The organism is Paraburkholderia sp. MM5496-R1 (assembly GCF_050436205.1).
Taxonomy (GTDB): domain Bacteria; phylum Pseudomonadota; class Gammaproteobacteria; order Burkholderiales; family Burkholderiaceae; genus Paraburkholderia; species Paraburkholderia tuberum.
On the sequence record NZ_JBNDLT010000002.1, the window covers coordinates 3,995,783 to 4,022,489 of the forward strand.

36 protein-coding genes and 2 pseudogenes are annotated in these 26,707 nt (G+C 59.1%); 23 read left to right on the forward strand and 15 right to left on the reverse strand.

Annotated elements, in window-relative coordinates:
- Positions 1-53: 53 nt before the first annotated feature.
- The 4 genes from OKW38_RS25620 to OKW38_RS25635 are packed head-to-tail and all read right to left on the reverse strand — an operon-like array spanning position 54 to position 3,588.
- Positions 54-452: a head decoration protein gene (locus tag OKW38_RS25620; RefSeq protein WP_221309400.1), complete on the reverse strand. Its 399-nt coding sequence runs from the start codon at positions 450-452 to the stop codon at positions 54-56.
- A 15-nt stretch (positions 453-467) separates the two neighbouring features.
- Positions 468-1,097, reverse strand: coding sequence for a hypothetical protein (locus OKW38_RS25625; RefSeq protein ID WP_429363607.1), 630 nt, complete (start codon positions 1,095-1,097; stop codon positions 468-470).
- A 10-nt stretch (positions 1,098-1,107) separates the two neighbouring features.
- Entirely contained in the window at positions 1,108-2,004 is an 897-nt protein-coding gene (locus tag OKW38_RS25630) for a S49 family peptidase (protein ID WP_429363609.1), read from the reverse strand.
- 9 nt (positions 2,005-2,013) lie between these two features.
- Positions 2,014-3,588 (reverse strand): phage portal protein, encoded by a 1,575-nt coding sequence (locus OKW38_RS25635; protein ID WP_429363817.1) that lies wholly within the window; start codon positions 3,586-3,588, stop codon positions 2,014-2,016.
- A gap of 169 nt (positions 3,589-3,757) precedes the next feature.
- Between OKW38_RS25635 and OKW38_RS25640 the strand changes: the two genes are divergently transcribed.
- Both OKW38_RS25640 and OKW38_RS25645 read left to right on the forward strand, forming a co-directional pair.
- Positions 3,758-4,300 carry a Pycsar system effector family protein gene (locus OKW38_RS25640; protein WP_429363611.1) on the forward strand — a complete coding sequence of 181 codons (543 nt, stop codon included), beginning with the start codon at positions 3,758-3,760 and terminating at the stop codon, positions 4,298-4,300.
- Between the two features lie 9 nt (positions 4,301-4,309).
- Positions 4,310-5,275, forward strand: coding sequence for an adenylate/guanylate cyclase domain-containing protein (locus OKW38_RS25645; protein WP_429363612.1), 966 nt, complete (start codon positions 4,310-4,312; stop codon positions 5,273-5,275).
- A gap of 23 nt (positions 5,276-5,298) precedes the next feature.
- Here the strand turns inward: OKW38_RS25645 and gpW are convergent, their stop codons facing one another.
- Positions 5,299-5,529 carry a gpW family head-tail joining protein gene (gene gpW, locus OKW38_RS25650; protein WP_429363614.1) on the reverse strand — a complete coding sequence of 77 codons (231 nt, stop codon included), beginning with the start codon at positions 5,527-5,529 and terminating at the stop codon, positions 5,299-5,301.
- A gap of 342 nt (positions 5,530-5,871) precedes the next feature.
- On the opposite strand from gpW, the gene OKW38_RS25655 reads away from it, so the two are divergent.
- Entirely contained in the window at positions 5,872-6,144 is a 273-nt protein-coding gene (locus OKW38_RS25655) for a hypothetical protein (protein ID WP_429363616.1), read from the forward strand.
- Between the two features lie 10 nt (positions 6,145-6,154).
- On the opposite strand, the gene OKW38_RS25660 is transcribed toward OKW38_RS25655, so the two are convergent.
- The 3 genes and pseudogenes from OKW38_RS25660 to OKW38_RS25670 form a co-directional block, all read right to left on the reverse strand.
- Positions 6,155-7,360 carry a terminase gpA endonuclease subunit gene (locus tag OKW38_RS25660; RefSeq protein WP_429363617.1) on the reverse strand — a complete coding sequence of 402 codons (1,206 nt, stop codon included), beginning with the start codon at positions 7,358-7,360 and terminating at the stop codon, positions 6,155-6,157.
- Positions 7,361-7,397: 37 nt separating this feature from the next.
- Positions 7,398-7,517, reverse strand: a pseudogene (locus OKW38_RS25665) (hypothetical protein); the annotation flags it as partial.
- Between the two features lie 146 nt (positions 7,518-7,663).
- Positions 7,664-7,948: a phage terminase large subunit family protein gene (locus OKW38_RS25670; RefSeq protein ID WP_429363618.1), complete on the reverse strand. Its 285-nt coding sequence runs from the start codon at positions 7,946-7,948 to the stop codon at positions 7,664-7,666.
- Positions 7,949-8,062: 114 nt separating this feature from the next.
- Here OKW38_RS25670 and OKW38_RS25675 point away from each other — a divergent pair, with 114 nt between their 5' ends.
- The 3 genes from OKW38_RS25675 to OKW38_RS25685 all read left to right on the forward strand — a co-directional run bounded on the left by OKW38_RS25675 (position 8,063) and on the right by OKW38_RS25685 (position 8,862).
- On the forward strand, positions 8,063-8,251 hold the full coding sequence (locus tag OKW38_RS25675; protein ID WP_429363620.1) for a hypothetical protein: 189 nt from the start codon (positions 8,063-8,065) through the stop codon (positions 8,249-8,251).
- A 71-nt stretch (positions 8,252-8,322) separates the two neighbouring features.
- Entirely contained in the window at positions 8,323-8,565 is a 243-nt protein-coding gene (locus OKW38_RS25680; RefSeq protein WP_184069053.1) for a hypothetical protein, read from the forward strand.
- 18 nt (positions 8,566-8,583) lie between these two features.
- Positions 8,584-8,862 (forward strand): hypothetical protein, encoded by a 279-nt coding sequence (locus OKW38_RS25685; RefSeq protein WP_429363621.1) that lies wholly within the window; start codon positions 8,584-8,586, stop codon positions 8,860-8,862.
- Positions 8,863-8,929: 67 nt separating this feature from the next.
- On the opposite strand, the gene OKW38_RS25690 is transcribed toward OKW38_RS25685, so the two are convergent.
- Complete coding sequence (locus OKW38_RS25690) at positions 8,930-9,514, reverse strand: hypothetical protein (protein WP_184069059.1); 585 nt, start codon at positions 9,512-9,514, stop codon at positions 8,930-8,932.
- Positions 9,515-9,589: 75 nt separating this feature from the next.
- Between OKW38_RS25690 and OKW38_RS25695 the strand changes: the two genes are divergently transcribed.
- A complete protein-coding gene (locus tag OKW38_RS25695; RefSeq protein WP_429359560.1) occupies positions 9,590-10,615 on the forward strand; it encodes an IS630 family transposase in 1,026 nt (341 codons plus the stop codon).
- A 130-nt stretch (positions 10,616-10,745) separates the two neighbouring features.
- On the opposite strand, the gene OKW38_RS25700 is transcribed toward OKW38_RS25695, so the two are convergent.
- Entirely contained in the window at positions 10,746-11,288 is a 543-nt protein-coding gene (locus tag OKW38_RS25700) for an RIP homotypic interaction motif-containing protein (RefSeq protein ID WP_184069062.1), read from the reverse strand.
- Between the two features lie 144 nt (positions 11,289-11,432).
- Complete coding sequence (locus OKW38_RS25705; RefSeq protein WP_311734944.1) at positions 11,433-11,687, reverse strand: tyrosine-type recombinase/integrase; 255 nt, start codon at positions 11,685-11,687, stop codon at positions 11,433-11,435.
- 20 nt (positions 11,688-11,707) lie between these two features.
- Here OKW38_RS25705 and OKW38_RS25710 point away from each other — a divergent pair, with 20 nt between their 5' ends.
- The 12 genes from OKW38_RS25710 (at position 11,708) to OKW38_RS25765 (ending at position 18,549) form a co-directional block, all read left to right on the forward strand.
- Positions 11,708-11,848 (forward strand): hypothetical protein, encoded by a 141-nt coding sequence (locus OKW38_RS25710; RefSeq protein ID WP_429363622.1) that lies wholly within the window; start codon positions 11,708-11,710, stop codon positions 11,846-11,848.
- 40 nt (positions 11,849-11,888) lie between these two features.
- Positions 11,889-12,299: a hypothetical protein gene (locus OKW38_RS25715; protein ID WP_429363623.1), complete on the forward strand. Its 411-nt coding sequence runs from the start codon at positions 11,889-11,891 to the stop codon at positions 12,297-12,299.
- Positions 12,281-12,508, forward strand: a complete 228-nt coding sequence (locus OKW38_RS25720; RefSeq protein WP_187617054.1) for a hypothetical protein — start codon at positions 12,281-12,283, stop codon at positions 12,506-12,508. Before OKW38_RS25715 ends, OKW38_RS25720 begins: the two co-directional genes overlap by 19 nt.
- Position 12,509: 1 nt before the next feature.
- Positions 12,510-13,562, forward strand: coding sequence for a hypothetical protein (locus OKW38_RS25725; RefSeq protein ID WP_429363624.1), 1,053 nt, complete (start codon positions 12,510-12,512; stop codon positions 13,560-13,562).
- A 294-nt stretch (positions 13,563-13,856) separates the two neighbouring features.
- Entirely contained in the window at positions 13,857-14,021 is a 165-nt protein-coding gene (locus OKW38_RS25730; RefSeq protein ID WP_429363626.1) for a hypothetical protein, read from the forward strand.
- Positions 14,022-14,291: 270 nt separating this feature from the next.
- On the forward strand, positions 14,292-14,693 hold the full coding sequence (locus OKW38_RS25735) for a hypothetical protein (protein ID WP_429363628.1): 402 nt from the start codon (positions 14,292-14,294) through the stop codon (positions 14,691-14,693).
- A gap of 278 nt (positions 14,694-14,971) precedes the next feature.
- Entirely contained in the window at positions 14,972-15,643 is a 672-nt protein-coding gene (locus tag OKW38_RS25740; protein ID WP_429363629.1) for a hypothetical protein, read from the forward strand.
- A 29-nt stretch (positions 15,644-15,672) separates the two neighbouring features.
- Complete coding sequence (locus OKW38_RS25745) at positions 15,673-16,248, forward strand: PAAR domain-containing protein (protein ID WP_429363630.1); 576 nt, start codon at positions 15,673-15,675, stop codon at positions 16,246-16,248.
- Between the two features lie 3 nt (positions 16,249-16,251).
- Positions 16,252-16,866 carry a hypothetical protein gene (locus tag OKW38_RS25750; RefSeq protein ID WP_429363631.1) on the forward strand — a complete coding sequence of 205 codons (615 nt, stop codon included), beginning with the start codon at positions 16,252-16,254 and terminating at the stop codon, positions 16,864-16,866.
- Positions 16,867-16,868: 2 nt separating this feature from the next.
- Positions 16,869-17,063, forward strand: a complete 195-nt coding sequence (locus OKW38_RS25755; RefSeq protein ID WP_187617059.1) for a hypothetical protein — start codon at positions 16,869-16,871, stop codon at positions 17,061-17,063.
- Between the two features lie 2 nt (positions 17,064-17,065).
- Positions 17,066-17,866, forward strand: coding sequence for a hypothetical protein (locus OKW38_RS25760; RefSeq protein WP_429363633.1), 801 nt, complete (start codon positions 17,066-17,068; stop codon positions 17,864-17,866).
- A 74-nt stretch (positions 17,867-17,940) separates the two neighbouring features.
- Positions 17,941-18,549, forward strand: coding sequence for a DUF7079 family protein (locus tag OKW38_RS25765; RefSeq protein ID WP_429363634.1), 609 nt, complete (start codon positions 17,941-17,943; stop codon positions 18,547-18,549).
- Positions 18,550-18,784: 235 nt separating this feature from the next.
- On the opposite strand, the gene OKW38_RS25770 is transcribed toward OKW38_RS25765, so the two are convergent.
- From OKW38_RS25770 to OKW38_RS25780, 3 genes and pseudogenes are all read right to left on the reverse strand, one after another.
- A complete protein-coding gene (locus OKW38_RS25770) occupies positions 18,785-19,270 on the reverse strand; it encodes a hypothetical protein (protein WP_429363636.1) in 486 nt (161 codons plus the stop codon).
- 258 nt (positions 19,271-19,528) lie between these two features.
- A complete protein-coding gene (locus OKW38_RS25775; RefSeq protein ID WP_429363637.1) occupies positions 19,529-20,608 on the reverse strand; it encodes a helix-turn-helix domain-containing protein in 1,080 nt (359 codons plus the stop codon).
- Positions 20,609-21,452: 844 nt separating this feature from the next.
- A pseudogene (locus tag OKW38_RS25780) lies at positions 21,453-21,548 on the reverse strand (aspartate racemase); the annotation flags it as partial.
- A gap of 160 nt (positions 21,549-21,708) precedes the next feature.
- Between OKW38_RS25780 and OKW38_RS25785 the strand changes: the two are divergent.
- The 3 genes from OKW38_RS25785 (at position 21,709) to OKW38_RS25795 (ending at position 24,295) form a co-directional block, all read left to right on the forward strand.
- Entirely contained in the window at positions 21,709-22,770 is a 1,062-nt protein-coding gene (locus OKW38_RS25785; protein ID WP_429359779.1) for an IS110 family transposase, read from the forward strand.
- Between the two features lie 390 nt (positions 22,771-23,160).
- Complete coding sequence (locus tag OKW38_RS25790; protein ID WP_429363639.1) at positions 23,161-23,997, forward strand: RNase A-like domain-containing protein; 837 nt, start codon at positions 23,161-23,163, stop codon at positions 23,995-23,997.
- Positions 23,998-24,004: 7 nt separating this feature from the next.
- Positions 24,005-24,295 carry a contact-dependent growth inhibition system immunity protein gene (locus OKW38_RS25795; protein ID WP_429363640.1) on the forward strand — a complete coding sequence of 97 codons (291 nt, stop codon included), beginning with the start codon at positions 24,005-24,007 and terminating at the stop codon, positions 24,293-24,295.
- Between the two features lie 161 nt (positions 24,296-24,456).
- Here OKW38_RS25795 and OKW38_RS25800 read toward each other — a convergent pair whose 3' ends face one another.
- Positions 24,457-25,155: an aspartate/glutamate racemase family protein gene (locus OKW38_RS25800; protein ID WP_429363641.1), complete on the reverse strand. Its 699-nt coding sequence runs from the start codon at positions 25,153-25,155 to the stop codon at positions 24,457-24,459.
- Between the two features lie 163 nt (positions 25,156-25,318).
- Here OKW38_RS25800 and OKW38_RS25805 point away from each other — a divergent pair, with 163 nt between their 5' ends.
- Positions 25,319-26,620: an amidohydrolase family protein gene (locus OKW38_RS25805; protein WP_184057358.1), complete on the forward strand. Its 1,302-nt coding sequence runs from the start codon at positions 25,319-25,321 to the stop codon at positions 26,618-26,620.
- Positions 26,621-26,707: the final 87 nt, after the last annotated feature.

Here is a 26,707-nt window from a genome sequence, read left to right on the forward strand (position 1 = left end):
CTTCGGGAGAAACGCGCTACGTTAGAAAAGGAATGGCAAGCGACGCAACGGGCTTACGTCGGATCGGCGGCGGATACACTGGGTTTCACGAAAATCGAAAACGGACGCAGCGCGATTGTTGCGGCGGCGAGCGTGAGCGACGCATCGAGAATCAGCGCGCGCGCGTTGAATTCACCCGTGAAATACACGCCGCCCGTCGCAGGCTGGCCGCCTGTCGTGTCCACGTCATCGGCAAGGATTGCATTAGCCGCTGCACCGCTCGAAGTAGCGGTGGCATAGGTGCCGTCTGCCTGCTGCGCCAGCACGGTTCCGCGCGTGAGCTGGAGCCCGGTTGGGAATTGCGCCTGCCCTTCGGTGACGAGCTTGAAATCGCCTGCTATGAGTTGATCCGGTACGTAGGCATCGCTCACCATGCCCGGCATGAACGGGTTATCGCTATAGGTCGTAGTCATTTCGCGGCACTCCCTTTACGCTTCGCCACGCGCGCGACGTGCGGCGGCGAGGATCATCGAGGCGGCGGCCTGAGGCCCGTCGCGATCTTCGGCCGTGCCGCCGTCACTGCCGAGCGCGGGCAGACTCACGCCCGCCATGCGGCTACGCAGCGTATCGCCCCGCGAAAGTCGCGTGCCGTCACCTGATGCAATCGCGGTAAGCAGGTTCACGGCATCGGGGCCGCGCATATCGGTTTCGAAGGCGAGATGCGCCGCGACATCGGGGCGGGCACCGGCTGCGCTGCACCGGAAAATCTGCGCGCCGCGCGCGCGCTCGGCGAGCCGTGCATGCTGTGCCTTGCGCGCATCGTCTTTCCTGTCGTCGTCGCCTTCGTCATCGTCGGCCGCGCTCGCTTCGTCGTTGCCTTCGTCTTCGGCGCGTGCTTCGTCGTCGTCATCTTCGGCGCGGGCTTTCTTCGAGCGCTTTGATTTGCGGCCCTTGCGGTCTTTGTCGTCGTCCTTGCGGTCTTTGTCGTCGTCATCGTCGGCGCGCCCGTCGTCGTCCTTTTTGTCGTCGTCTTTGTCGTCAGCACGCGCGGCGGCGAGCGGTCGCGCAAGCGGCCCCAGCAGATGCGCGAAGCGCGAAGCAGTGAGATTCAAGCCCATGATGTCCCCCTTACTGTGCGAGAGATTCAAGCAATGACGCGAAGGCTTCGTCGGGTGCCTGCACTTCATCCGCGAGGCCCACGGCAACACCCTGCGAGCCCCCGAAGGTTCCGGCCTGCATCGTGCGCACGGCGTCAACTGATAGCCCGCGATTGCGCGCGACCGTCGCGGCGAATAGCTCGCCGGTTGCGTCGATATCCGCCTGGGCGCGCTCGCGCGCTTCGGGCGATAGCGGTAATTCGGGGTAGCCGTCCAGCTTGCGGTCGCCCCACGTGACGAACGTCACCGCGAGGCCCGCGCTATCGAGTGCGCGCGACCAGTCAACGTGCATCCATACGACACCGATTGAACCCGTGCCGCCAGTGCGTGGCACGGTGATTCGATCGGCCGCGCTCGCGATCGCATAGGCCGCGCTATAGGCGCTTTCGCTCAGGATTGCCCACACAGGTTTTGTGCCGCGCGTTGCCTGGCTCGCGTCGGCAAGATCGAACGCGCCCGCGACTTCGCCGCCCGGCGAGTCGATATCAAGCACGATTGCGCGCACCGCGCTATCTGCGAGCGCGGTTAGAAAGTTCTGGCGTATGCTGTCGTAACCGGTCATTCCCGATTCAGGCTGCAACGTGCCGAGCCGATGAACAAGCGTGCCGTAGACCGGTATCACGGCTACGCCCGCGAGCACGTCGTAACCCACGGGTGCGACGTGCCGCAACATATCCCCGTCTGACGCCAGAAGCATCGGGGCACCCGCCGCGCGCGCTTCGCCTTCGAGCCCGCGCAGACTCACGATGCCCAGGCGTTCCGCAAGCACGGCCAGCAGCATTTCGGCTTTAGCCGGGTGTATCGCGAGCGGGGTATTAAAGAGCCGTTGCGCGAGGAACGCGAAGCGCGGATGAACCGTGCGAGCCATGAGCGCGCGTTACTGCGGTTGCGGGGCTATGGGTGATTTCGCGGCGGTGTTCGCGGGAAGCGGCCCCGCCCATTGTGGAAGCGGCAGGCCGCGTTCCCTGAAAGCATCGACTTCGCGCTTGCGTTGGTCAAGAATGTCTTCCCAGTCTTCGCCCGTATTTTCGGCGCCCTCCATTTCGAGGGTAGACAAACCCGCATCCATGCCGAGTACCGCGCCTTGTTTTTCCGCTACCGGATCAATCCAGCCACGGCCGGGGCCGATCCATGTACAGCGCGAGTATGCGCCGCGTGCCTCGATGAACGCGGGCGCGTTATTGGGTAACGGCAAATCGTCTACTTCGAGCACTTCTTCCACGAAGGCGGCGCGAACCGGATACGCGAAGCCGTTCGCAAAGTCAGTGCGGCGACGGTTCAGCGTCTTCCACGCTTCGAGCAATCCGGCTCGCGCGCTCGAATAATTAACATCGCTCCAGTCCTGCGAAAGCTGTTGCGCGCTCACACCCAGGCACGCGGCGACATTGCGAAGCGCTGCGCCTTCGAAGTCGCGAAAATTCGAGGTCGGACGAACTGCGCTAACGGTGTTGATTTTCTCGCCGGTAAAGAGCGAGGGAATACGCACGCCGCCGAGCAGAAGCCGCCGCTGGTCGTGAAAGTCGGCGCGCAATTTCTGGTAGCCCTTGAGTTCCACGCAGTCGCCCAGAGCGTCTTGCACGAACGACGGATCGAACGGCGATTCGATGTAGGCCGAAAAGATAGCGTTGACAATGGCGCTTTCAAGTTCGGTCGCGTCGTACTTGATGAGCATTTTTAGCCGGTCAATCACGGGCGTAAAAATACCGGCGCCCCCGCGATGCTGGTCTGCGCGGTCGTGTTCGAAGTCGTGGACGATAACGGGTCGGCCCCAGGAGGTCTCACGCTGTACGCGTTGCCACTCCATAACATTCGGCCCTTCGAACCAGGAGGATTGATGCGCCTCGCGAATCCAGTAGGCCACGGCCGCGCCGCGCGTATCGATTTCCACGCCGCCGCGCGTGGTCTGTTGATCGAACATCATGTACGGATTCGAGAGCCGGTCAGGGTCGATCAGTTGCACGGCGGTTGCATACTGCGCGCGTCCTGGTTCCACACGATCGGGTAGCCAGTGCAGCATGGCGAGCGCGTCGCCGTCCACGAGCTTGTGGCGGAACGCGAGCCGGAAAATCTGCGAGATAGTCAGATTGCGCTGCACGTCGCAATAGCGCCCTACGTCGTTCGCCCATGCACGCCAGCGCGCGTCAAGTGCGCGGCCGAATTCATCGGCCCAGCTCGAATCAAAAGCGGGATTGCCGCTCAGGTACGCGAGAGCGCGAAAATCCGGTTTCGATACGGGGCGGAAGTTTGCGCCAATCGCGTTATCGAGAATCCGTGTAACGCCGCCCGATGCCCAGCCGTCGTTGCGGACCAGATCGCGCACGCGCGATACGATGCGATCGCGGTACGGGTTTAGCTCGATATCAGGCGAGCCGAGCCAGGGTGTCCAGAAGGCTAGTTCAGGGTTAGTCGCGTCGGCCGCGTCATATGGCACCATGCCTGAGCCCGCGAGCATCGAAACCACGCGCGAGCGCTCAGGGATCGGCCGCCCGTTGGCGTCGAGTATCTGGACTGTTGACACGGATATTGATGCTCTGCGATCCTGCTGTGTTGACTCCAACCAAAGGGCCGGTTGCTATTTCGCTAGCGCGACAAGTAGCCGGAACGTTCCGCCCGGAAAACTTATGGCAAAGAACGATCAGGAAGAGCAGTTCGAAAAGTTGATGTCGGCCAATCTGGCCCGCGCTGTTGATTTCCTCAAGTTCGCGGAAACAAAGAATGCCGCTCTGCTTACGTTTTGCTCTGCTTGGCTTCTTGGTATAGGCAACCTCTTGTCATCCGGCAAGAAAATTCCGTTGTTTGTCGATAGCGGATTCCGCTTATCGTTCATTTTCTTCGCACTAGGCGCACTGTTCGCGATCATTTCATTTCTTCCGAAAACTTCGATTCGTGCTTTCGTCAAGTCACCACCTGCGGGCTCGAACATGCTTTTCTTTGGTGACATTGCGGCGATGTCAATAGAGCAATTCGCCCGCGATTCAATTGATCGTTATCGTCCGGTGGAAAGCCGTTCTTTTAGCGACGAGTACATCGTAGATTTATCGGTACAGATCGCGGTAAACAGCCGGATAGTTCTGCGGAAAATTCGCCTGTTCGCGTGGGGCGCGCGTTGCGTCATGTTGGCGCTTTTCATGCTGGTTGCGCCAGCCATCGGTCAGATACTTTGAGTTCAAGACATGAATCTAAAAGAACTTCGTGCGGATATCGCGGCAGAGGTAGAAGCAATTCTCTCATCGGATTTCGCTATTGGCGTAACCAATACGCAAACCGTCCCTCACTCGGACGACGCAGCGATCACCTTTCCTAACCTTGATGACATGCGGCAGTCATGCAAGATCATCGAAACGTGCGTGCTGTACATCGACATACGCCGCTCGACCCAATTGAACCTACAACATCGTCCATCAACCGTTTCCCGCCTCTATTCATCCTTTGTCCGGGCGATGGTGAGGTGCGCAGAGCAGTTCAACGGGCACGTTCGCGGCATCATTGGCGACCGGGTTATGGTCGTGTTCGATACTCACCATTGTTTCAGCAACGCCGTTCATACGGCTATCGCAATGAACACGGTTTCGAAGCACATCATTAACCGGCACTTTAGCCGTGGCGAAGTTTCCTGTGGCATCGGAATCGACTTTGGACGGATGCTTGTTACAAAGACTGGCTTTAGACGGCACGGGGTGCAGCGACATAACTACCGGTCTCTTGTGTGGTTGGGACGACCAGCAAACGTTGCGTCGAAGCTAACAGACGTTGCAAATAAGGATGCAACCTTTCAGTCCGAACCAGCGGTGTGCGTTGGCTATCACTTTGCAGCAGTAAACGAGTTCCAGTGGCAAACAGTGTCGGTAAGCGAATTTTTGGGAAGTCTCAAAGTGGAAGGTTTGCCCGGCAACCAGTGCTTCCGACATAACAATTCATACGTATTTGCGGCGATTCCCACTGCTCGTAACGTTCAGACAACACCTGCAACCCCCCCGATTTTGATGACGCGTACGGTGTTTGACGGCTACCGCGCAAAGCATCCTGATGTTGCGAGTATCGTTAATAACTGGTTTGCACGGCGTAACGTGACTGTGCCCGGCTATTCAGATGCTGTGTTCGGCGGCGACCTAATTTACTCAGACCTTCAAAACGCCTAGAAGAGCCACGGCGAATACACGCGTCAACGATAAAGAAAATGGATCGGCGCGCGGCCCCTGCAAACAATCCCTAGCCGTTGCTGCAATTGCCGTGTCAGGGCCGCGAGGTTCGCCGGGTTCGCGGCGGCGTAGGTAACGCTGCGCGTGCCGTCGCCCTGCGTATAGCTGAATGACACGCCTTGCCCGCCCGCCATGAGTTTCACATATGCTGCCTGCGCCGTCGCGAGTGCGGCCTGTAGCTGTTCGGTTGTCATGCGCGCAAAGATGGATTGCGACGAGTCGTAGCAACTACCGGCGCGCATGATGGTTGCTCCCTACCTAGAGTAATCAACTACGTGAACGAGCGGGCGCGATCAACTTGGCGACGGTTGGAACGCGCATTGAGCCTGACATCTGCGACAAGCCGCAGCACGGTAGCTTTGAAAATATACAGTCGGCATAAACGAAGCGATTTCAGACTGCATTCATTGATGCACGTGGCATCGGCCGCCTTGAAAATTGAAGTGATTTCGGTCAATATCATGCGCGCTGCAAGCAGTTCGTTTGGAATCCGTTCTATCTCTAATTAGAAACACGAAAAGAAAGGTGAAGAAGAAATGAGCGTTTTGATCGTGACATATGATCTGATAAAGGAAACCCACAAGGAAAATTACGAGAATATATTGGGGGTGATTAAAAAGGAAGGCAATTGGGCCAGACTTTCCGAGTCGTGCTATGCAATTCGTACTGACAAGACGCCTCAGACGGTCTACGAGCAAGTAAAACCGTTTCTTCACGAGCGCGATCATTTACTTATCTTTACGGCCACGCGACCATACTTTGGCTGGCACAGCAAAGAGGTTATCGATTGGCTAGATAGTTCCCTGTAGTGATGATGCGCTAGTGACGATCTCGCTTAGGCAAGCTGCGAAAGCAGCGCACGCGAGCCGCGAGACTCGCCGGATTGTACGGCCGTGCCGCGTCACCATAGAGCGCGGCAGCGCGCTGCGCGAAAATGTTCAGGCGCAAACCGAAATGCAGAAGCCCGCATAGTGCGCCGTATGCGTACACGCGTGCGTCGAGCGCTTCATTCGCGCGACCGGGCGGCAACTCCCACACATAGAACCGATGCCCCGCGACTTCCTTAACCACGATCCGTTCCGCCGTTAGCTGCGCGTAGTAACCTAGATCGCGATCGGCGGGAAAGTGCATGTAACCGGGTCCGGGCTTGTCGATCGCCAGGCGGTCACGTATTGAATCCTTGGCGGCGTTAACGCCGAGAATCACCGGCCGATAGCTCGCCTTCGCGCGGCGCGTCGGCTTCCTGTTCGGCCACACGGGCGAACGTTGCCCCGTGCGTGCCGACTCGCCCTTGATTGCCCAGATGCGGCGGCCAATGCGTTCTTTCGCGAACGCGTACACGGCTTGCGTTGCGTTCCCGCCTGAGTCGATACACGCGCACATGATGGAGAACGGCCGCCCATCATCGCGCCGGTATTTCTGCATCAATGCCAGATCCACTTCGCGCCACAGATCGGGCGTAGCTGGATCGCCTTCGATGACTTCGTAGGCAATGCTCCAGGACTCTTCATCGAGGCCCCAGCCGACCACTTCCATTTCTACACGGTCGCCTTCAACGTCGATGCCTGCCGATAGCACGCCGACACCGGCCGGCACTTCACCGGCCCAGCGTTCCGCACGCGCGGCGAGTACTTCGAGCTTGACTTCCTTACCCGCGCGCACGCGGTACGGTAGCCCGGCCTGGGTGTTCCACCACACCTGTTTAAGCGTTTCGTCTACGCGCGCGCGTAGCCATTTCGCGGCGATTTCGGCGGGCCGGTCTTTCGCCCACGGGCTGTAGAGTTTCGAGGCCGTATACCCTGCGTGCCTGTTCTCTACCGCCCACGCGCCACACTGCGGGCACCGTGCGCGATAGACCGCGTACAGGTCCGACGCCCACCAGTCCCACACAGCCGAAATCGCCGCGGCGGGGTCGGCGTTCGCATCGAACGCGCCATGCGCGCTTGTAGTCTTCGAGCGGTTCGCGCGCCAAGCCGCAACATACGCAAGGCGCGGTCTGATGCCAGCGCACGGTAGCGAGCGCACGCAGGCGCTGCGCTTCACTCCACGCAGCCCCGCATGCCTCGCAGTAAATGCGCGCGGTCTTCGGCAGGTGGCGCGATTCGTCGGCCGGATCGCGGGACCATTTGACGTGATCGAAGAACGAAAGAAACTGCCTATGTCCGCAATGCGGGCACACCACCGACGCGCGCCGTTGATCCGATTCACTGTACGCGCTCGCGATGCGGCTTTGCTCTTAGATAGTTGGCGAACACGCGCGAATGCTTAACCAGTTGCTGAAAGTCGCGGTGCGCTCTTCAGCCAGCGCGATCGGCTCGCCATCGCGCGTCAGCGGGTATTGTCGATTTCATCCGAGAGCACGACACGCACGGGGCGGCGCGCGAGGTTATCAGGCGAACCGGCACCGGCCAGCGCAAGGAACCCGCCCGGAAACGACTTGAAGAGAAGCGTTTCCTCGCTGTTGCGCATGCGGCGAGTGCCGATCAGGTCACGTAGTACAGGCGTGGCGCGCACCATCGGCGCGATACGCTCTTTGGAAAACTGTTCCGCCGCGTCTTCCTTCGGTTGTAGCAGCAGCATCGGGCACGGATCGAGATGCGCGAAATAGCCCACCGCTTACGCGTGTACGGCATCCACATCTGGGCGTGTTGCGATGGTCGCAAACGTGGCACGCGATGCGCCTTAACCTGCACACGGGCGCAAAGCCGCGTGACGATCTGGCGTTCGATGGCGTCACGTTCGGCAAGCATCGCGATGCGCCCGCGCGAAGGCGGCACGGTTGCATTCGATGCGCGGGCCCAGTTGCATCCGCGTACGGAAGCGGTAACGGCGAAACTCGCCGCGCTACTCAAACACGAAGTACCGGCCACGCTTGACGCGAGCGAGGCAGCCGACGAAAGCGAGGCCGGCGAGTAGTCACCATGTTGCGAAGCGATACAGGGCCGCGCCTCGCGCGCGAGTCCGGCCGCTGCGCTGGAGAATCTGCGATGTCTTCGAGGAATGCAAAGTTGCGCGAAACACTGCGCATGGGGGTTCCGCCTTCGCCTGACGAAGACGGCGAAGAGGTAATCGAGTGGCGGCCCGACTGGGGGAAGAATTGCGAAGCGTGCGGGCAAACGCCTTGCATGGCTGGCGTGAGCGGCGGCGTTGTGGTTATCGAGGCGACGCACTGCGCCGAATGCCTCGATACCGATGCCTCGGCGCCGCTCGCGATCGGTAGCGGCTATTGAAGATGCGCGGGGGCCACCATGAACGCCGCCGCGCGTGCCGATGTTTTCCCGCCCGCCGTGAAGCCGCCGCCGAAGAAAACGCCGCCGAAGGACGCGCCAACACTAACGATAGACGAATTTTGCAAGCGCTACGCCCTGAGCCGTTCGCATTACTTCGAGTTGAAACGCCAGGGGCGAACACCCGCCGAAATCCGCGTCGGGCGCAAGATCGTGATAACAGCCGCCAGTGCCCGCGTATGGGAACGGCGGATAGCCTTGGAGCAGAAAGGCGCGCGAGCGGCGCAGGCGAACGGCTAGCCATGCCACGCACGAAAAAAAGCTTGCATCGCGCGGGCTTTTACTGGTGGCGCAAGGCTTCAATGCGTTAGGCATCTGTAGCGCTGTTCGCGAGGTCTATTGTTCTCTTTAGCCCGCGTTGGCGCTTCAGATATGCTTTGTAGTCCCAGAGAGTAGTTTCGAGTTCGAACGGTGCGAGATGGTAGGCATTTCTCACCGCGTCAGCTAGCTTGCTTGCTTCTAAACCCATTCGCAAACAAACAGCCTGGCAAGCGCCGTGTGCCTCACGTTCGCCGCTTAGGTTCTGTTCGAAGGCAATGGAGTGATTCGCGGATTCAACCTTGAGGCGAAACGACAAAACCTGGGTGAGTAGCGGTCTTTCGAACACAGAGTAGTCGCCGTCCAGGGGAAAGGCCGCGAGTTCCGGCAAGTTTTCCAGCTTCGTTCCTATTGCGCCGTTCGAACCATCGTAATTCTTTGCATCCAGCAAGCTACTGGCACACGCTACGGTGAAGTGTTCTAGTAGAAAGGCGATCCGAAGAGCAAGATATTTCAGATCACGTGTGATTTTTGCCGCTTCACGCCTCGCGATCAAAAAGTGTGTTAGCGACGCGCCAACGCTGGCACCAACGACAGCACCAAGTAGCGATGCAAGCGGTGTTAACCAATTCATACTAACCAGTGCGTAAGTAAGCGAACATAAATCGACGCCATGGTCTAAGCTTTAAGGGGTTTAGGGAGAGGCGAGATGCGAGAGGACGACGGCCGGCAGCTTTCACATGCAACGCTTGAAGAGATCCGTATTCGTGCGGTCAAGCGCGTCGAAGCTGGCGAGTCGCCGGAGGACGTGATCCGCACGCTCGGATTCTCGAGGGCGCGTATTTACGAGTGGTTGGCGGCCTGGCGCGAAGGGGGCATCGAGGCGTTACGAGCCAAGGCAATCCCTGGTCGACCGATGAAGCTGTCGTCCGAGGCTATCCGCTTCGTCTATCAGACGGTCACAACGAAGAACCCCATGCAGATGAAGTTCGAGTTTGCATTGTGGACGCGAGACATGGTGCGGGAGTTGATTCGCGAACATTTCAACGTCAGGCTCTCCGAGGTGTCGGTCGGTCGACTGCTGCGCAAGCTCGGGCTTTCGCCCCAGCGACCGCTTGCGCGTGCGTACCAACGCGACCCTGAACTGGTCGAGTCGTGGATGCGGGACGAATACCCGGCCATTGTCGGGCAGGCCAAACACGTCGGGGCACAGATCTTCTTCGTCGACGAATCGACGGTACGATCGGACTATCACAGCGGCACGACCTGGGCGCCGGTCGGTCAAACTCCGGTAGTCGAAGTCACTGGCGCGCGCTTCAAGGTGAACCTGATCTCAGCGATCAGCCCGCGTGGCCAACTTCGCTTCATGTGTTTCGAAGGCAGCTTCAAGATCTCCGTATACGTCGACTTCGTCAAACGGCTGATGCTCACCGCCGATGCGCCTGTCTTCCTGATTGCCGATGGTCATCCGGTACATCGTTGCAAAGCGATCCGGCAGCTTGCCGCGGAATCAGATGGGCGCCTTTGTCTGTTCTTCCTTCCTGCTTACTCGCCAGACCTGAACCCGGACGAGTTGGTATGGGGTTATCTCAAACATCACAAGATCGGCAAGCTTGCCATCAAAGGTCCCGGGCATCTCAAGCAGCGTGTTCGAGCGGTTCTGCGCTCGTTGCAAAAGATTCCGGCTTTGGTCCGATCCATGTTTCAACATCCGTCAGTCCGCTACGCGGCTTGACCCATGTCCGGTTACTTTGTTTCGGCTTAGTAAGTAACCCGGTAACTTGTGGGGACATTGTACGGCCCAAAAGAAAGCCCGCTTCGCGCGGGCCTTTCGACAGTTGGGAGCCTGTGCCACCGGCCTTAGCTCAGTTAGGGTTCTTCAGGTATGCCATGACCCCGGTCGTAACACCGCCGAGAACACTGGCAACGACCGGGCTTTCCAGCAACTTCACGAGGAGCCCTTTGGCCGCTTCCTTTTCTTCATGTGCCGCCGACGATTGTTCGATCATCTGTACAAGGCCCTGAAGGCTGCCCGCAATGTGCTGGACGTTATGATCGCCAATCTGGATGCCCTGTGAATTGTTGATTGTGATGTTCGGTGCGGCCTTCGGTTGAGACTTGTGCAGGAGCGACGCATCCTTTCGCAGCTTAAGCGACCAGTGAGGTCCGATAGCGGCCAGTCCGTGCGAGAAGTTGGACTCCAGAATCAAGTATGTTTCCTCGCCTAAGCCTGGCAACATCCGAATCAATGTCCAGCCTTCGCGGCCCTGGAAGGACGTGTCGTAAATACTCGCAACATGGGTCGAGTTCTTCGAACCGACCGCCGTCTTATATGGCCCAAACCGCTCCCCGTCGGAAGACTGAACGTAGACCGTATCGTTTTGCATATGGGCGAATGGATTATTCATGTGGCATAAAAATTGATTGTTAGCGAACCAATGAATTTATCAGCATTCAACCTTGGTGCGAGCGCGACCAGGAAAATTTGGCACAGACGCAGTAACGCCTACGTTGGACGGCGGGCACGCGTTACTTCAGCCATGTCGAAGCGCCTACGCAGCAAGCCGTGGCACGCTCGCAACCTGCGTAATCTGGGTCATCTGCGGCCCGCCGAGTTGCAGCGCGGCGACGGCGCGTAACTTGTTGTTCGGCGCGAGGTGCGCGTAACGCATCGTCATTTCGAGCGACGCATGGCCGAGCAGATCGCGCACGATATAGAGGTCAACGCCACTTTGTGCGAGCCACGATGCAAACGTATGGCGCAGATCATGCCAGCGGAATGCTTCGATGCGCGCCGCCTTGAGCACGGCGGCAAACGATTTTTTTTATGCACTGGATAGGCTCGCCGGATTCACTCGCGAATGCCATCGTCGCGCTCGGCGCATCGCCCGACTATACGAAGGTCGATCAACTCGCGCAGGCGCTGCTTGCGGCGCTCGCGCATCTCGCCGTTTCTAATCAGATATGAAGACGTGATCGGGACGCCTGCACCGCTCGGATTCACGCCCGTGGAGCAAGGCGGCGGCGTGAGCCAGGGGGCAAACAAGGTGCATATCGGATGGCGAACCAACGGTAGCGGCCTGGGTGTCACGGTTGACCAGACCGACGAGGGCAACGTGGTCTTCGAGGCTGAGCTGCAGGGCAACGTCAGCAACCTGCAAAACAACATCAACAACGTGAACAACGCGGTGAACGATCTGCGGGGCCAGGTGGGCGGCGCATGGACACCGGCCAACCTGCAACCGCTCAGCGGAAATGGAATCGGGTGGGTAGCGTTCATTGTGCGTGCAGGCGATAGCAGCCAGTCCGCGCCGGAAGGTACGGTCGCAGCGCTGCCGGGGCGCCCCGGAACGTGGCTTAGCAGCGGCAATGCGGCCGCTGCAGGCGACTATTGGTGCGTATGGACGAGGATCGCGTGATGGACATTGTTGCTGTCAGGAATCCCGCATGGGCCGACGCGGAACACACCGGCATTCGTTGCGAGGTCCACTTCGAGCGCTTCGACAACTTCATGCCATTCATCGCCATGCCGGACGATCCGCACGAGCACGGTCGCGACATTTTCGAGGCGTGCCTCGCGGGGGACTTTGGCGATATCGCCGACTTTGTACCGGGTGACGGGGAATGACATGGATCGCTACTGGCAGGCCAACGCGGTCGAGAATGCGCCCGAAACACCCGCAGAAAATACAGGGGGCTTTCCGGCCAATGGCAATCCGGCAGCGGGTATTACCGGGACCGTCCCCGGCGAATGGTGGTATCACGCGGTTACCGAGGAACTGCGCAACGCCATCATCGCGCTTGGTGGAACACCGGACTTCACGCAGGTCAACCAGCTTGCGGATGTTCTCGTTGAGTCGTTCGCCACAACAGTCAGCACGATTACCCGCAGCCTTGCAACGGTTGCCACCACTGGCAGCTATGACGACCTGAGGGACCAGCCTGTCATTCCGCCTGGTCAGGTCAATGCCGACTGGAATGCAGACTCGGGCATCGCCGCGATACTCAACAGGCCGGACATTCCGGCTCCGCAGCGCGGCTCGACGCTGCTCGCGGTCACCGTCTATTCCGTCGTAGCTCAAAGCGTCACGTTCTCGGCCGGCTCGCCGGTCATCACATGCTCGCTCCATTCGCCTCTCACCGGATCGCCGGTGACGTTCAGCAGTACGGACTCATTACCGGGCAGCATTGCGCAGGGCGCGACCTATTTCGTGGTTCAGGTGTCCGCCGACCAGAGCACGTTCCAGATCGGCACTGATCAGGGCGGCGCGGCCATATCGATGACCGACGCGGGGACGGGTACGCACTCGATTGCGAATCCGCCGTGGCGCAAGTCGGATCACGGTCCGGCCGTTGTGGAGACCGCGATTCAGGCCGGTGGCGGATCAGGCGGCATTGCGAGCCGGACGTCCAACGCGGGTACGGCGACAGGGGGCGGCGCGGGCGGCTATGGGTGGCTGCGCCGCTTGGCTGCCAGTCTGCCCGACGAGCTTCCAATTATTATCGGCGCGGGCGGCATCGTACCGGCCTCGGGTAACTCGGGTAGCCAGGGCGCGAATACCTATCTGGGCGAGCCGCTATCACCCGTTGCCTACGCGACCGGTGGTGCGGGTGGCACCGGTTCGGCGACAAATGCCGGCCTCCTGGTGCGCCCGGTGGGACCGGCGTCAACGGAGACCTGAACGTGCGCGGTGAGGGTTCCCTGCCGGTTGTCAGCACGACGATATCGAACTACACCCCAGGGGGCAAATCCATGTACGGCATTGGAGGGATGGGCGGCCTATATGGTCCATCAGGGGCGACCCCGGTTCATGACGCTTCGGGTCGGGGAGCGGGCGACGGGGGTGGAACCGGACTGCCAGGTTCGTACAACGCTGGCAATGGCAGCGACGGGCTGCTGGTCATGTGTGAGTACAGTTGATAAGGACCACGGCGCGGACGGTACACGCCTACCTGCCGCGCAGGAGAACTGCATCATGCGACGTGTTGCAATGACCCTGATCGTTCTCGCGGTCCCGATGCTGACGGCCTGCACCGTGATTTACATCGAAGGCAACGCAAACACCGTGAGTGGCATTGAAGGTCATACGGGCACGGTGAAAGTCCCGTCAAGCCTTCGCGACAGCGCACAATCCCAATAATCGCCAATTCTCCAGCATCCGCTTATAATCGGAATGCCGTCGAAACAATGACGGCTCAGGCTTGGCAGCCTGGAAGGTGAAAGCCCGCATACCTGCTTCGGCAGGTTTGCGTTTGCCTCTGCGCGTCCATTGTCAATGGGCGGGCCGTGGCAAGGAGACCCTCGGGTCTGCCGGTTTTGGCTTTCACGCCGGTCTGCCAACCTTGTCACCGTGCCCGCTCACCACCTCCCTATGTGTCCGGGCGATCCTTCACGATAACCAGGACCGCGCATGACCAAACCCACCCGAAAGCAGCAATCTCCCTCCCGTCCCGCTGTAGACGCTGTCCAGTATGAACGCCTCGCGCTTGCCGCCTTCCATCTTTGCGACCGGCAGGGGCAGCAACTCCGACATCTGATTACACTTGCGACCTCGATGTTCAGGAGTCCTGCTGTGACTGTCGAGGAAAGACACGAACACCGCAACCTGCTGGAGATGATGATCCAGCTCGGCGAGAACTATCACTCGACCAACCGCTGCGATCAGGAACTGTTCACGGTGCTTGCGCTCGACGCCAAGGGGCTTCCTAACCGCCAACTGACACCGCAGGACGCCGCAGCGATTCTCGCTGACGCTGCGCACGGCGCGAACGGGAAACTGGCGACTATGGACGCTTCGTGGACAAAGCACTAACTGGCGCCGATCACTTACGGAGAAGGCGGCTCAATGCCGCCTTTTTTCTGGGTGTCGATGCAGAACCATGCATCATGAATCGATTGCATCGTGCATCTGTTAATGATTGTTAATTCTAGGTTATCTCGATTTAATTTCGTTGACCGGCTGGAATTTAAATGATCAGTTATCGGTTTTGCGAACTGATTCAGGAAAAGGAGATTACGTAGTCCGGCATTGACCGGAGGGCGTTAGGTTCCTTTTGCTGAGTCGCGTCCTGACTTCAAGGAGATATCCGTTTGTCTGCCGATACACATGAATCCTGTCCCTACCAGTTACATTCTTCGCTTCGCCTGTATGCGATGGTGAACAAGCCACTTGATGCTCCATCCGTCTCTCCCGGCAGTCACTACTGCGGTGACATGCAGATGCTTTGCCACCGCACAGACCACGGGCGCATGATCTGCACCTATCTGAGTCCGCTCGATGCGATCTTGGGCTCAATGGACCTGCACGATGACGAAGATCACTTCTGGCCGATTGATTTCAGGTGTGTCGATACCCGTCATTTTCTTGAGCAGAACGGAAGCCTGAACGTATCGGTTAACTACGCTTTCGCTGCGGATCGCGGCCGGATTGTCGTCGGCAAGCGCGCGCAACCCATCATGGTCTACACCGGTGACGCGTTTGAGATACCGCGTGAACAATGGGACCACTTTTCCATCCGGTTTACGGGGCGCGTCGTTGACCGGATTGAAGACATCCTCACGAAAGCAGGCTTGTCAAACTTCGCCGAAACGCTCGAAGCAATGGATGGTTGGTCAACTGCGCAGATTCACGATGCAGTTGAGCAGGCAATAGCCAGGATGCCGCCGACCATTGCGGCGGAAGAACTTGGCAAGTCCTCTATGGACCAGTGCGCAATCTATGACCCGGAATCGGGTGACTGGCACTTTGTCGATTTTGACTAGTCCAGAAACTTTCAACAGGGTGAATGACTATGAGGCTTGCACTGGTTCGACATGGCGACCCGACAACCACCAGAGGATTCGTTATCGCGCTTTCGTCCACGATGTTTGATGGCGGAAAACATATTGCCTTGCATGGTGAGGAGGCGACGTGTGGCAACTGCAAGGGCGTGTTCAAGATCATCGGCACCGGTGACGGCGTGTCAGAAAATAACAGGAATGCCGTTGTACACGGTGACAAGGTGCTATGTCCTTGCGGAAAAAACCGTGTAATTGCGGGTGCAGATGCAGAAATGTTCATTCATCTCAACACCGGCTCGGACAGTACGAGGGCGAGTGATTCGACGAACACCGCACGCACGAACGGTGTTGCCAGTCACTGGATTTCTTTTGCGCTACAGGAGCGCGGAAGTTGCGCGGGTCTGCGCTGCGTTGCGTACTTCAATGACGGTTCAGAAGAATACGGCACGTTCAGTGCAGATAATACAGTGCGCTTCGAGCGCTTTGACAATGACAGTGCATGTTCGCGCCTTGAGATATTACCAGGCGACAACGCGAACGGCTCAGGCTCAGTAACCGGATCGCTTCTCTTAGCAATTGGAGAGTAACAGATGCCGGGAATTTACTATGCAGCAGTAGATGGCGATCCACTGACGAGTGGCGAAGGCGGCCAGGTATACGCAAGCGGTAAGGTGGGGACCATCACCGACGAAAGCGGACGGCCGCGCCGCATGGTGTTCATCGGAGACGATGCCTATTGCGCGAAGTGTAAAAGCACTGGCTCTGTCACGTACGGCGCTGGCGTTAACGACCGCAAACGGATGGTCGACTTGGTGAATGGTGGGCGGCTTCAGGCCGTCGGCGGTGACATCGTCCTCTGCAAGTGCACTAATCCTCCACGCATCATCGCCATGTATGGCACGAAATGGAGAATTATCGACCGTGGAGATGCGGACACGATTAGCAGGCAGGCTACCCCCTCGCCCGCCGTCAATCACTGGATCAGTTTCACTTTGACTGAACCGGGGAACTGCGAGGGCTTGCAATGCGTTGCCCACTTCGCCGATGGAAGCCAGGAGGCCGGGGTGTTCGACGCAAAAAACAAGGTGCGTTTTGAACGTGCAAACAATAGCACTGCATGCAGCCGGATCGAATTCCTGTTCGACGGCGGCTCGGATATTTCGGGCTCAGTTACCGAGTCTCTTCTGGCAGCGATGGCGGAATAGGCATGGCCGGCATCTACTATCCGGTTGTCAAAGGCGATCCGCTTAATAGCGGCGGCAATGGCCAGATTATCGGCGGTTCCCCTCACTGCGCCATCGAAGGGCCGGACGGTCAGGACCGCGTTGAGTTGGTATTAGACGATAACGCGGACGCTTCCGGCTCTGTAACCGAATCAATTCTTGCATCAATTGCGGGGTAAATATGTCAGAAATTCAAGGAGATAAGAAAAGCGTCGTAGTCGATGGGCAATTCCAAACCAAGCAAAGTCATGAAATAGGTGCGGACTTTCTCAAAGCGCAATTAGATGCCTTTGAGGCGGCTGCGCTATTTGTATCTCATGGCATTATTACCGATGAATTCGTAAGACAGCAATACAAGGCACATATCAAGCGAATTTCCACTTCGGTTAGACAGGCTGTTGAAAACGGAAACTTGTCCGTAAAGGAGGCGGCTGAATATTGCAGCCAAGTTCGAGACCAATTATTCGTTGAATATCGTAAATATACATCGGCCATTGGCATTGCGGGAGCGGAAGCTATAAAGCTGAAATCAAGGGGGTTTGAATACTACCTTAATAAATACGCAAACGCGAAATATCGCGTTGACTTTAAAGTTTTAAATGCCGATCAGCGAGCTACGGTTTATTTCGAAACAATTCTTGCGGCTGGTCGCGATAACGTAAAAGTCACCAAAGGTACAAAAATACAAAAAGGTCTTGGAGTTACGGCCATAATCGTAGTTGCCATCTATGCAGTCGGCGCAATTATTGATGCAAAGGATAAAATTAGGGAGGCGGCAAAACAAGGCGATATCATTGCCGCAGGTTTCATTGGTGGCGCTATTGCTGGTGGTGCGGTTTCGTTCTTGTGTGGCCCCGCAGAGCCGGTATGCGCAGCAGCCACGGTGTCTATCGGGGCGGCTATGGGCAGTCAGGTCGGAGAGCACATACAGGACTGGTATGATTCGGCTCTAACAAGCTTTAAGAGCATTATTGTCAATTAAATCCCATAGCCGGCTTGCAATAGACTATTGCGAGCCAATCTTTATTGTGAAATTTTGCCAGAGTGTATCGTATCGTGCCCCCCGAAAATTTTGCGCGTCGCCGACCAGTTTGGGCGGCAATGAGTGACCTGTTTCTCGATACCGAGACGCGTTGGGAGGTACCATTCGTCGCGCGCAGTTGCGCCGAGTCGGGTTATGACGATGCAACACTGGAGCGCATCTTCTGGATCGAGGTATTCCCCGAGACGATGGGCAATATTCTTTCAATTTTCGGTGAATGGCGCGCACTCGACTTAAACGAAGCTGCGCTAATCGGTCGTGCGAAAGCAGGTAGGATGCCGTGGTTGCGACGGCAATTGTGGGGAGGAATGGTGAAATCGGAGTGGCGTAGTGTCTGCACGGTAGTGCAATGGCTGCGTCCGCTAGATGAGTTCCAGCGGACGCAGTTTACCAAGGCACTCCATTTGTGCGGTCGCTACTATTTCGAAACACCCGGCGAATTACCCTTTGGTATTTCGGAAAAAGAGATTGACGCTGTGCGTGAGTTATTTCCCGATGCCTGGGGGCGTTATGAGCCTGTGTGTCGTTCGATGTTGCTAAAGAGCGAAGCGTCAACACACGACGCACGAGCGGCGGCTGTACGAAAGCTTTGTGCTAACCATCCGGGGAGTGCCAATGTTTGATCGACTTGTGGCAGACGGGGACCGCAACACTACCCGGATTCATCCTTGCACCATGCGAGGGGAAATCCCGACGACTACCTCGCAATAGAAATCATGGTTGCGCCAACCTGTCCTCCGAGGGGAGGTCATCGGTGCAATACCGAACCGGCTCCAAAGGAACAACCGCCAGCGAACTAGACGTTCGGTTGGTACGCGAAAACGTGAAAAGGCCCGCTCCGTTCGGGCCTTTTCAGTGTTATGCCTGCTCCCACCGATTGACGCGGTGGGGCACTCCCTCGCGGTGCCACTTGCGCCGTTCTGCTGCGATCTTCTCCAGCAGTTGCAACACCTCTTCGCGCTTGCCGGCTTTATCCGCCCGTTCCATAGCGGCCCGATATTCATCAGGCGTCGCCTCGACGCCATCACAGCACCGGTTCACCACCACGGTAAGCGCATCCATCGGCGGCCCGGCATACCGGGCGCGCAACGACAACAGCGCGTCAGGCAAGAGTCCCGTCAGGTCGTCGGTCTGCAACACAGCGGCGCTGATTCTCAGCACAGGTTCCATCCACGCCAGCAATTCTGACGAATGCTGCTTTCGCACTTCGAGCGAGCGAAGATTGTCGTAGCAGCGCTTCCTGTTGTTATGGTCGAACGTGGCGGGCGCGAAACGATACGTGAACTCGGTTCGCGTCCATCCAAGGTATTCACGCACATGGGAGACATTTGCACCAAGCCTCATTTCCCTACCTCCAAAAGGCAAAAAAAAACCCGCACACAAAGGTGCGGGCATTACCACACACGTCGCGGTCCGAGGATGGGACCGCGACGCTTTACAACGCGATGCTATCCATCCAGGGTGGCTGCGGACGTGCGCGGGCGCTGCGCACCGGTCAGCACATCTCTCACTTCCGTTCTGCACCGGTATGTGCAGGAATGAAGCGGTCTTATGCTTGTGCTTGCAACTGAATCTCGCTTTTCCATCGATTTTTCTCCGGCATTACAGGTGCGCGCGATGCGCGTTATCGTTTCGAGCCGCACGGTGTTCTGTTCGATGCGCAGAAGCGCCGGGCCGCGATGTATTTTCGATTTCAAGACCTCGGGGGCGCAGCAATTGCACAGGCTTGCAGGAAAGGACAAGCGCCAGTGTCTTTCGGGTCCGGTCGCGCAGCACGGGTAACGCTTCCATACCCTTGAAGGTCTTGGATGTACAGCCGAAGGCTTTGGCGCACTGGTCGATCGTCATGCGCCGGTACATTCGCCAGGCGGTAATCGGGGATCTGCCATCGATCAGGTGCGCCATCACGGCGTCGGGATACTCAGTGTCGTCGGGTGCAAATTGGGCCACATGGCCTTTTGGGGCAGGTACGGACTGGTAGGGTTTGGTGCAGGAGTCAGGTTGCGGGGTCAACTGCCCGGTCGTGCAGTCGTACACGTCCGCGAAGCGCTTCAGTGTCTCGACGCTGGGCACGTTATAGCCGCGTTCGTGCCAGAGAACCGTGCCGCGGGAGAGGCCCGCGAGTTCAGCGGCCTCAACGGGCGTAAGGTCCCGATAGAGTCTCCACGCCCGCAGGTTATAGTTGCCTTGCTCGATCAGTCGCGCAACCTCATCGGGAATCGGCTCGACAAATAGACGCGGAAAGAATACCTGCTGCTTCGCGGGGTGGCGGGGCGTCAGGGAGGCCGGTTCTTCCTGGCAGGACACCGCAGGAGCGCCTGATGACGTTTCCGACACCGTGGGGAACTCGACAGCTCGCGTTGCCTCCTGCATCAGCCGTTCTTCCGGCGTCAGAAACAGCCGTTCGGCGCGTTCACGTTTTGTCCGCGGTTCGGGGAGCGTGGGCCGGAACGGCGCATCGACCGAGACCGCAACATCGGGTACGCCTGTCAGCCCCGCGAGCGAACTGCGGTACGCGCCGCGTGGTGTTTTTTCTTCCAAAGCTGTCGCCTGTGCGCGTAGCGCGGCGTTCCTGAGTTCCACAAACTGGTCAAACAACCATATCGGCATTTCAACCCGCAGTCGTTTCCCTTCGTGATCGGTTATGAACTGGCAGGAAGACAGATCAAACCCGTAATTCATTTGTAACCCCCCGGAAAAATAGCGCGGTCATCCGGGCCGCGCGCGTTACCCATTCGGCTCGGCCTTACGCGTAAGCGTGTGCATCCGGTCTTCCCATGCGCGCGCGTCATCGACGGTAATGACCACCTTGCGACCGAGGTGAACCTCGCGCGGTCCCCGTCCTGTGTGTCGTAGCCGGTAATAGAACGACCGGCTCAGGTGATAGGCGCCGCAAAACTCGTCAATCGTGAAAACGCGACGCGAATCCGTGTCAATGACAGCCGGTTTGGAACCGGGCCGCGCGCCGGTCGTCGGAGGAACGGATGCCGGGTCAGTCTCCCCTTGCATGACATGTCTCCACCGTTCGAGTGTTGGATGTACAGCAACATATTTATAAATGCCGGTGGATGCCTGTGGACAAGTGCGTTTTTCTATCGTCAGACCGAAACCGATTGCTTCCGCAGGCACAAAAAAAGCGCACGCTGTTGGGGCGTGCGCCTGGTTATTCAGAAAGCATAACGGAAGTGCCTGCGAGGTCGTCCGTTCAGGTTACGGGCGTGATGCGGGCACGGGGGCGACCCCGCTGCGGCACGCTATGGAGCCAAACAATCTGTCTCGTGGTGCCAAATCCTACCCCCGCAACCAAAGCATTGTTGAAAGCCCGCATCGCGCATGCCATGCGGGCTTTTTGACTTTCGGCGCTACGTTTTGCTTGTGGCGCTCGCTGCGTATGCTGCGCGCGTGAATAGATGCAACACGATTCGCGCGGGATCGAGGCCTCGATCCCATCGTCTCTCTCCTCCAATCGCCCACTGCACCGCCGCCTCGTCATGCAACGCGGCGGTATCGAAGCCGGGCAGCACTGAATCTTCCGGCTCGTGTTCGTCGCGAGGATCATGAGATCGGCGCCGCTGCGTTCGAGTTGGCGCGCGGCGTTGGCCATCCGTTCGCCGAGCGCGAGTCAGTATCCGAATCTTCGTTGACCGGTGTGACGCAAGAATCATCCATCGCCCATATCCGATGTCTAAACCAACGAATTAGTAAGGACTTTCCCGATCTCGTGGCATAGCGATATGCCAGGATGGTTGGTGCTAGACAACTCATCTGGGAAGGGGAAAGTCATGGACAAGATTACTCGTATCGGCGTGGATCTGGCCAAGAACATCATCCAGGTACACGGCGTGGACAGCATGGAACGCGTGGTGGTCAGGAAAGCCATTTCACGGCAGAAGTTTCTCGAATGGTTTGCCAACCTCGAGCCGTGCCTGGTCGCAATGGAAGCGTGCAGCGCAGCCCACTACTGGGGGCGCAAGCTGCGCGCGCTCGGCCACGAGGTTCGGCTGATCGCGCCGCAGCTCGCCGCGCCCTACCGCAAGGGCGGCAAACACGTGAAAAACGACAGGCTCGATGCCGAGGCCATCTGCGAGGCCGCGGGCCGACCGCACATGCGCTTCGTGGCCGTCAAAACGGCAGAGCAGCAAAACGTGCTGCTGCTGCACCGGATGCGGGACGGTTTCGTTGAGGAGCGTACCGCGCTCGTCAACCGGCTGCGCGGTGAGCTGGTCGAGTTCGGCGTGTTCCTGCCGCAAGGCATCAATGCATTTCGTGCCCACTTCGTCGAGGCACTGGAGGACGGGGCCACCGAACTGAACGGTGTCGCGCGCACTGCGCTGCTGCGAGGCTGGGAGCACCTGCAGGGCCTCGACCAGCAAATCGCCTGGTGCGACGCGCAAGTCGCCACGCACGTGAAGCACGACAGCAACGCGCAGCGCGTGATGGCGGTCATCGGCATCGGGCCGCTCACCGCGTCGGCCACGGTGGCTACCGTCGGCGACGCTCGCCTGTTCAAAAACGGCCGCCAATTTGCCGCCTGGATCGGCACGGTGCCCAAACAGAAGAGCAGCGGCGGCAAGACCCACCTGGGCCGCATCACCAAACAGGGCAACACGTATCTGCGCACGCTGCTGTTCCAAGGCGCGCGCTCGGCAGTAACGAGCGCCCATCGACGAACCGACCGGCTCTCGCGCTGGATCGTTCAGCTCCAGGCACGCGTGGGTTGGTATCGAACGCTGGTGGCTGTCGCCAACAAGCACGCGCGCATCCTCTGGGCAATTCTGGCCAAGGGCGAGCGCTTCGATCCCTCGTATGTCTCCACTCCCTCAACACCGGGCCAGCCACGGTAGGACAACAGCATGAACAGGTAAATTCGCAGCGTCACCTAAAAGCGTGACTTCGTAATCCAGGACGCAAAGGCAAGGATAGCGACAGGTCAGACCGGCAGCGGGCGAACTCGAAAAGCTGTGAGGCGCTACACGAAATGTATTCGCCGTCCAACGGATGGAGTCCTGCTGCGCGGTTACTATCCGGGCCCGGGCACCCGCAATGATAGTGCTCAACAAGGCCGTTTATAGGTGTGCAGTCTGTCTCGCCGCTGAATGCCGAATGTGTACCCCGATGACATGGCAATCGAATGGATGGACGAGGATGGATGGATAAATCAACCCCAGCTTGCAAAAAAAGGGAAGTCCTTATAGGTTAGCTTGGTCGTCCCAATGACCAGGAGCAGGTTTCAGATGTCATATGAACAGGATTCAGACAGCGTGCGCGTGGTGCTGAGCGCCCCGCAGCTGTCGGCCGTGCTGGCTCGCCACTCGATTAGCCCCACCGAAATGCTTTCCAACCGTCTGTGGGGCGGTTTGCAGGTTGTCGGCGGGGTGCTTGAAATGGCTGGAGCGGCAGCGCTGTGCGTGTTGCCCGAACCGACGATGGCAAGCAAGGCCGGGTGTGTAGTGTTCGGGGCGCATGGTTCGGACACGGCCGCGGCGGGCCTGCGTCAGGTCTGGACAGGGCGCGATACCGCCAGCTTGACTCAGCAGGGCACGGCGAAGCTGGCAGAGGCGATGCGGGTCAGCCCTGACATGGCAGACCAGATCGGCCTGTCTATCGAGATGGCCGTGCCGTTCGGCTTTGCTGGCTCGATCAAGGCTGCACGCGCGGCCAGCGTTAGGATGGGCCGGATCCATCTGCAAATGCACGAGGCGAAAGCGCTCAATCCAGGGCTCGGAGGGCACACGCTCCAGAAGCATGTTGGTAAGAACGAAGCATGGCTCAGGGAGCGGCTGAAACGCGAGTCCGGGCGAGACATCGTGTCGTCATTTACAAATATCGAGCAGGCCGAACGTGCCATTTCTGAAGCAGTGGATGCCAATGCTGCAAGAATCAGGACGTGGGCGCAGTCTTCGACTCGAAGCGCGACGATCATGGTAACCAAAGTCGTCTCAGGCGACATTGGATATGGAGTGACGCGGGAAACAGGCACACTCACGCGCATGAACCAGGTGTTCGTCGTCCTGAAATACGAAACCTATAACGGCATGCCATATTACGTCCTTACCGCCTACCTTGAATGAGAAATCAATGAGTTACTCCGAGCGCTATCCAGCAATGGAGCATATTTTTAATGTGTATTTCGGCCAGGACTTCGACCTGTTCGGGGAGAACGTGCAAGAAATTGTCGCGTGTTACAAGAAAGACAGCCCTTACGATTATGAATATTTGATTCGCGAAATTGACTCGTTCAGGAGCGAACATCCGAGTGACCTGGACGCCGCTTTCAAACAGGTGTTCAGGAGGGGGTTTCGTCCCGAAGGCTGGGGCTACACAACCGCCTCTTTTCTCGAGGAGATCCAGCGCGTTCTGAGCGAATAATCGGCTTGTAGCCAGTTGCGGACAGTTTCGTGCGGTCCGACGTTTATGCACGGGACGTTCTCAGTGTCGATCTATCGCTTTCGACTCGCGCCATCTCTCAGCGACAAAGGGAGACGAATCTGTTTTCCTTCCGGCGCAAAACCAGAGCCCCGAGCCCATTTTCACTTCGCCCCGATCGCCCACTCCACCGCCGCCTGCGCATGCAACGCAGTGGTATCGAACACCGGCAGCACCGAATCTTCCGGCTTGATCAGCAGCGTGATCTCCGTGCAGCCGAGTATCACCGCCTGCGCGCCACGCGCGGCCAGATGCTCGATCACGCGTTGATAAACCTTGCGCGACGCGTCGGTCACGTTACCGTGGCATAGCTCGTCGTAAATGATGCGGTGCACGTCCGCGCGTTCGTCCTCGTCAGGCACGAGCGTGTCGAGTCCATAGCGCTCGCGCAGCCGGCCCATATAGAACGTCTGCTCCATCGTGTAGCGCGTGCCGAGCAGGCCCACCCGCTCGACGCCCGCCGCGCGCAGCGCCGCGCCGGTCGGATCGGCGATGTGCAGGAACGGTACCGTGATCGCCTGCTCGATCGATTCGCACACGCGATGCATCGTGTTCGTCGCAAGAATCACGAGATCGGCGCCGCCGCGTTCGAGCTGGCGCGCGGCGTCGGCCATCTGTTCGCCGAGCGCGTGCCAGTCGCCGGCGCGCTGGTTCGCCTCGATCGACGCGAAATCGACGGTCAGCAGAAGACTGCGCGCGTTGTGATGGCCGCCGAGCCGCGCCTTCGCGTGGCGGTTCAGCAGCCGGTAATACTCGGTGGACGACTCCCAGCTCATTCCGCCGATCACGCCGATCGTTTTCATCTGTACGCTCCGTCGATGCATGGCCGAAACGGCGAGTATAGGCGCGTCGCATCGCGCGCAGCCGGTACGGATTTCGGCCTGCGCGCCGGTACGCATCGGTGCCCGCATTTTTCTGGCGCCGATAGAATCGTAGCGAGTCCGAACGCGATCAACCGGAGCGAACATGGATCTGATCATCCGCCACGCGACGCTGCCGCGCAGTGCCGCCCAGCTGTCCCCGCATCACCAGTCCCCAGTCGACATCGGCATCGACGCGGGCCGTATCGTCGCCATCGAGCCCAACCTGGCCGCGAGCGCGCGCGACGAAATCGACGCGGCCGGTTCGCTCGTCACGCCGCCGTTCGTCGACCCGCATTTCCATATGGACGCGACGCTGTCGTACGGTTTGCCGCGCGTGAACGCGTCGGGCACGCTGCTCGAAGGCATCGCGCTATGGGGCGAGCTGAAGCCCGAGCTCACGCAGCAAGCGTTGATCGAACGCGCGATGCAGTATTGCGATTGGGCGGTCGCGCGCGGCCTGCTCGCGATCCGCAGCCACGTCGACGTGTGCGATCCGCGTCTGCTCGCGGTCGAGGCATTGCTCGAAGTGAAGCGCCGCGTCGCGCCGTATCTCGATCTGCAATTGGTTGCCTTCCCGCAAGACGGTCTGCTGCGCAGCGCCGGCGCGTTCGATAATCTGAAGCGCGCGATCGACATGGGCGTCGACGTGGTCGGCGGCATTCCGCATTTCGAGCGGACGATGGCCGACGGCGCGCAGTCGGTGCGCATGCTGTGCGAGTACGCGGCCGAAAAGGGCCTGCGCGTCGACATGCATTGCGACGAATCGGACGATCCGCTATCGCGCCACATCGAAACGCTCGCGGCCGAAACGCACCGGCTCGGCCTGCACGGACGTGTCGCCGGCTCGCACCTGACGTCGATGCATTCGATGGACAACTACTACGTGAGCAAGCTGCTGCCGTTGATTCGCGAGTCGGGCGTCGCGGCGATCGCGAATCCGCTGATCAACATCACGCTGCAAGGCCGCAGCGACACGTACCCGAAACGGCGCGGCATGACGCGGGTGCCGGAGATGCTGGCCGCGGGCATCACGGTCGCGTTCGGCCACGACTGCGTGATGGACCCGTGGTACAGCCTCGGTTCGGCCGACATGCTCGAAGTCGCGCAGATGGGCCTGCATGTTGCGCAGATGACCAGCGTCGACGGCATGCACGCCTGTTTCGACGCGGTGACCGTGAACGCGGCGCGCATTCTCGGTCTGGAAGACTATGGCATCGCGCCCGGATGCGCGGCCAATCTCGTCGTGCTCGATGCGCGCGACGAACTCGAGGCGATCCGTCTGCGCGCCGCGCGGCTCGTGGTGGTTAGCCGGGGCAGGGTGGTCGGCCGCGCGCCGGCCGCGAGCGTGTCGTTATCGCTCGAAGGGCGGCCTGAGCAGGTCGATTTCAAGCTGCATCGCGCGTAGCGACGTATCTCGCGCATCAATGACAAACCGGCGGCCTGCGCGAGCAGACCGCCGGTTTTTCTATCGGCATCGTTCATTCAGCGCCAT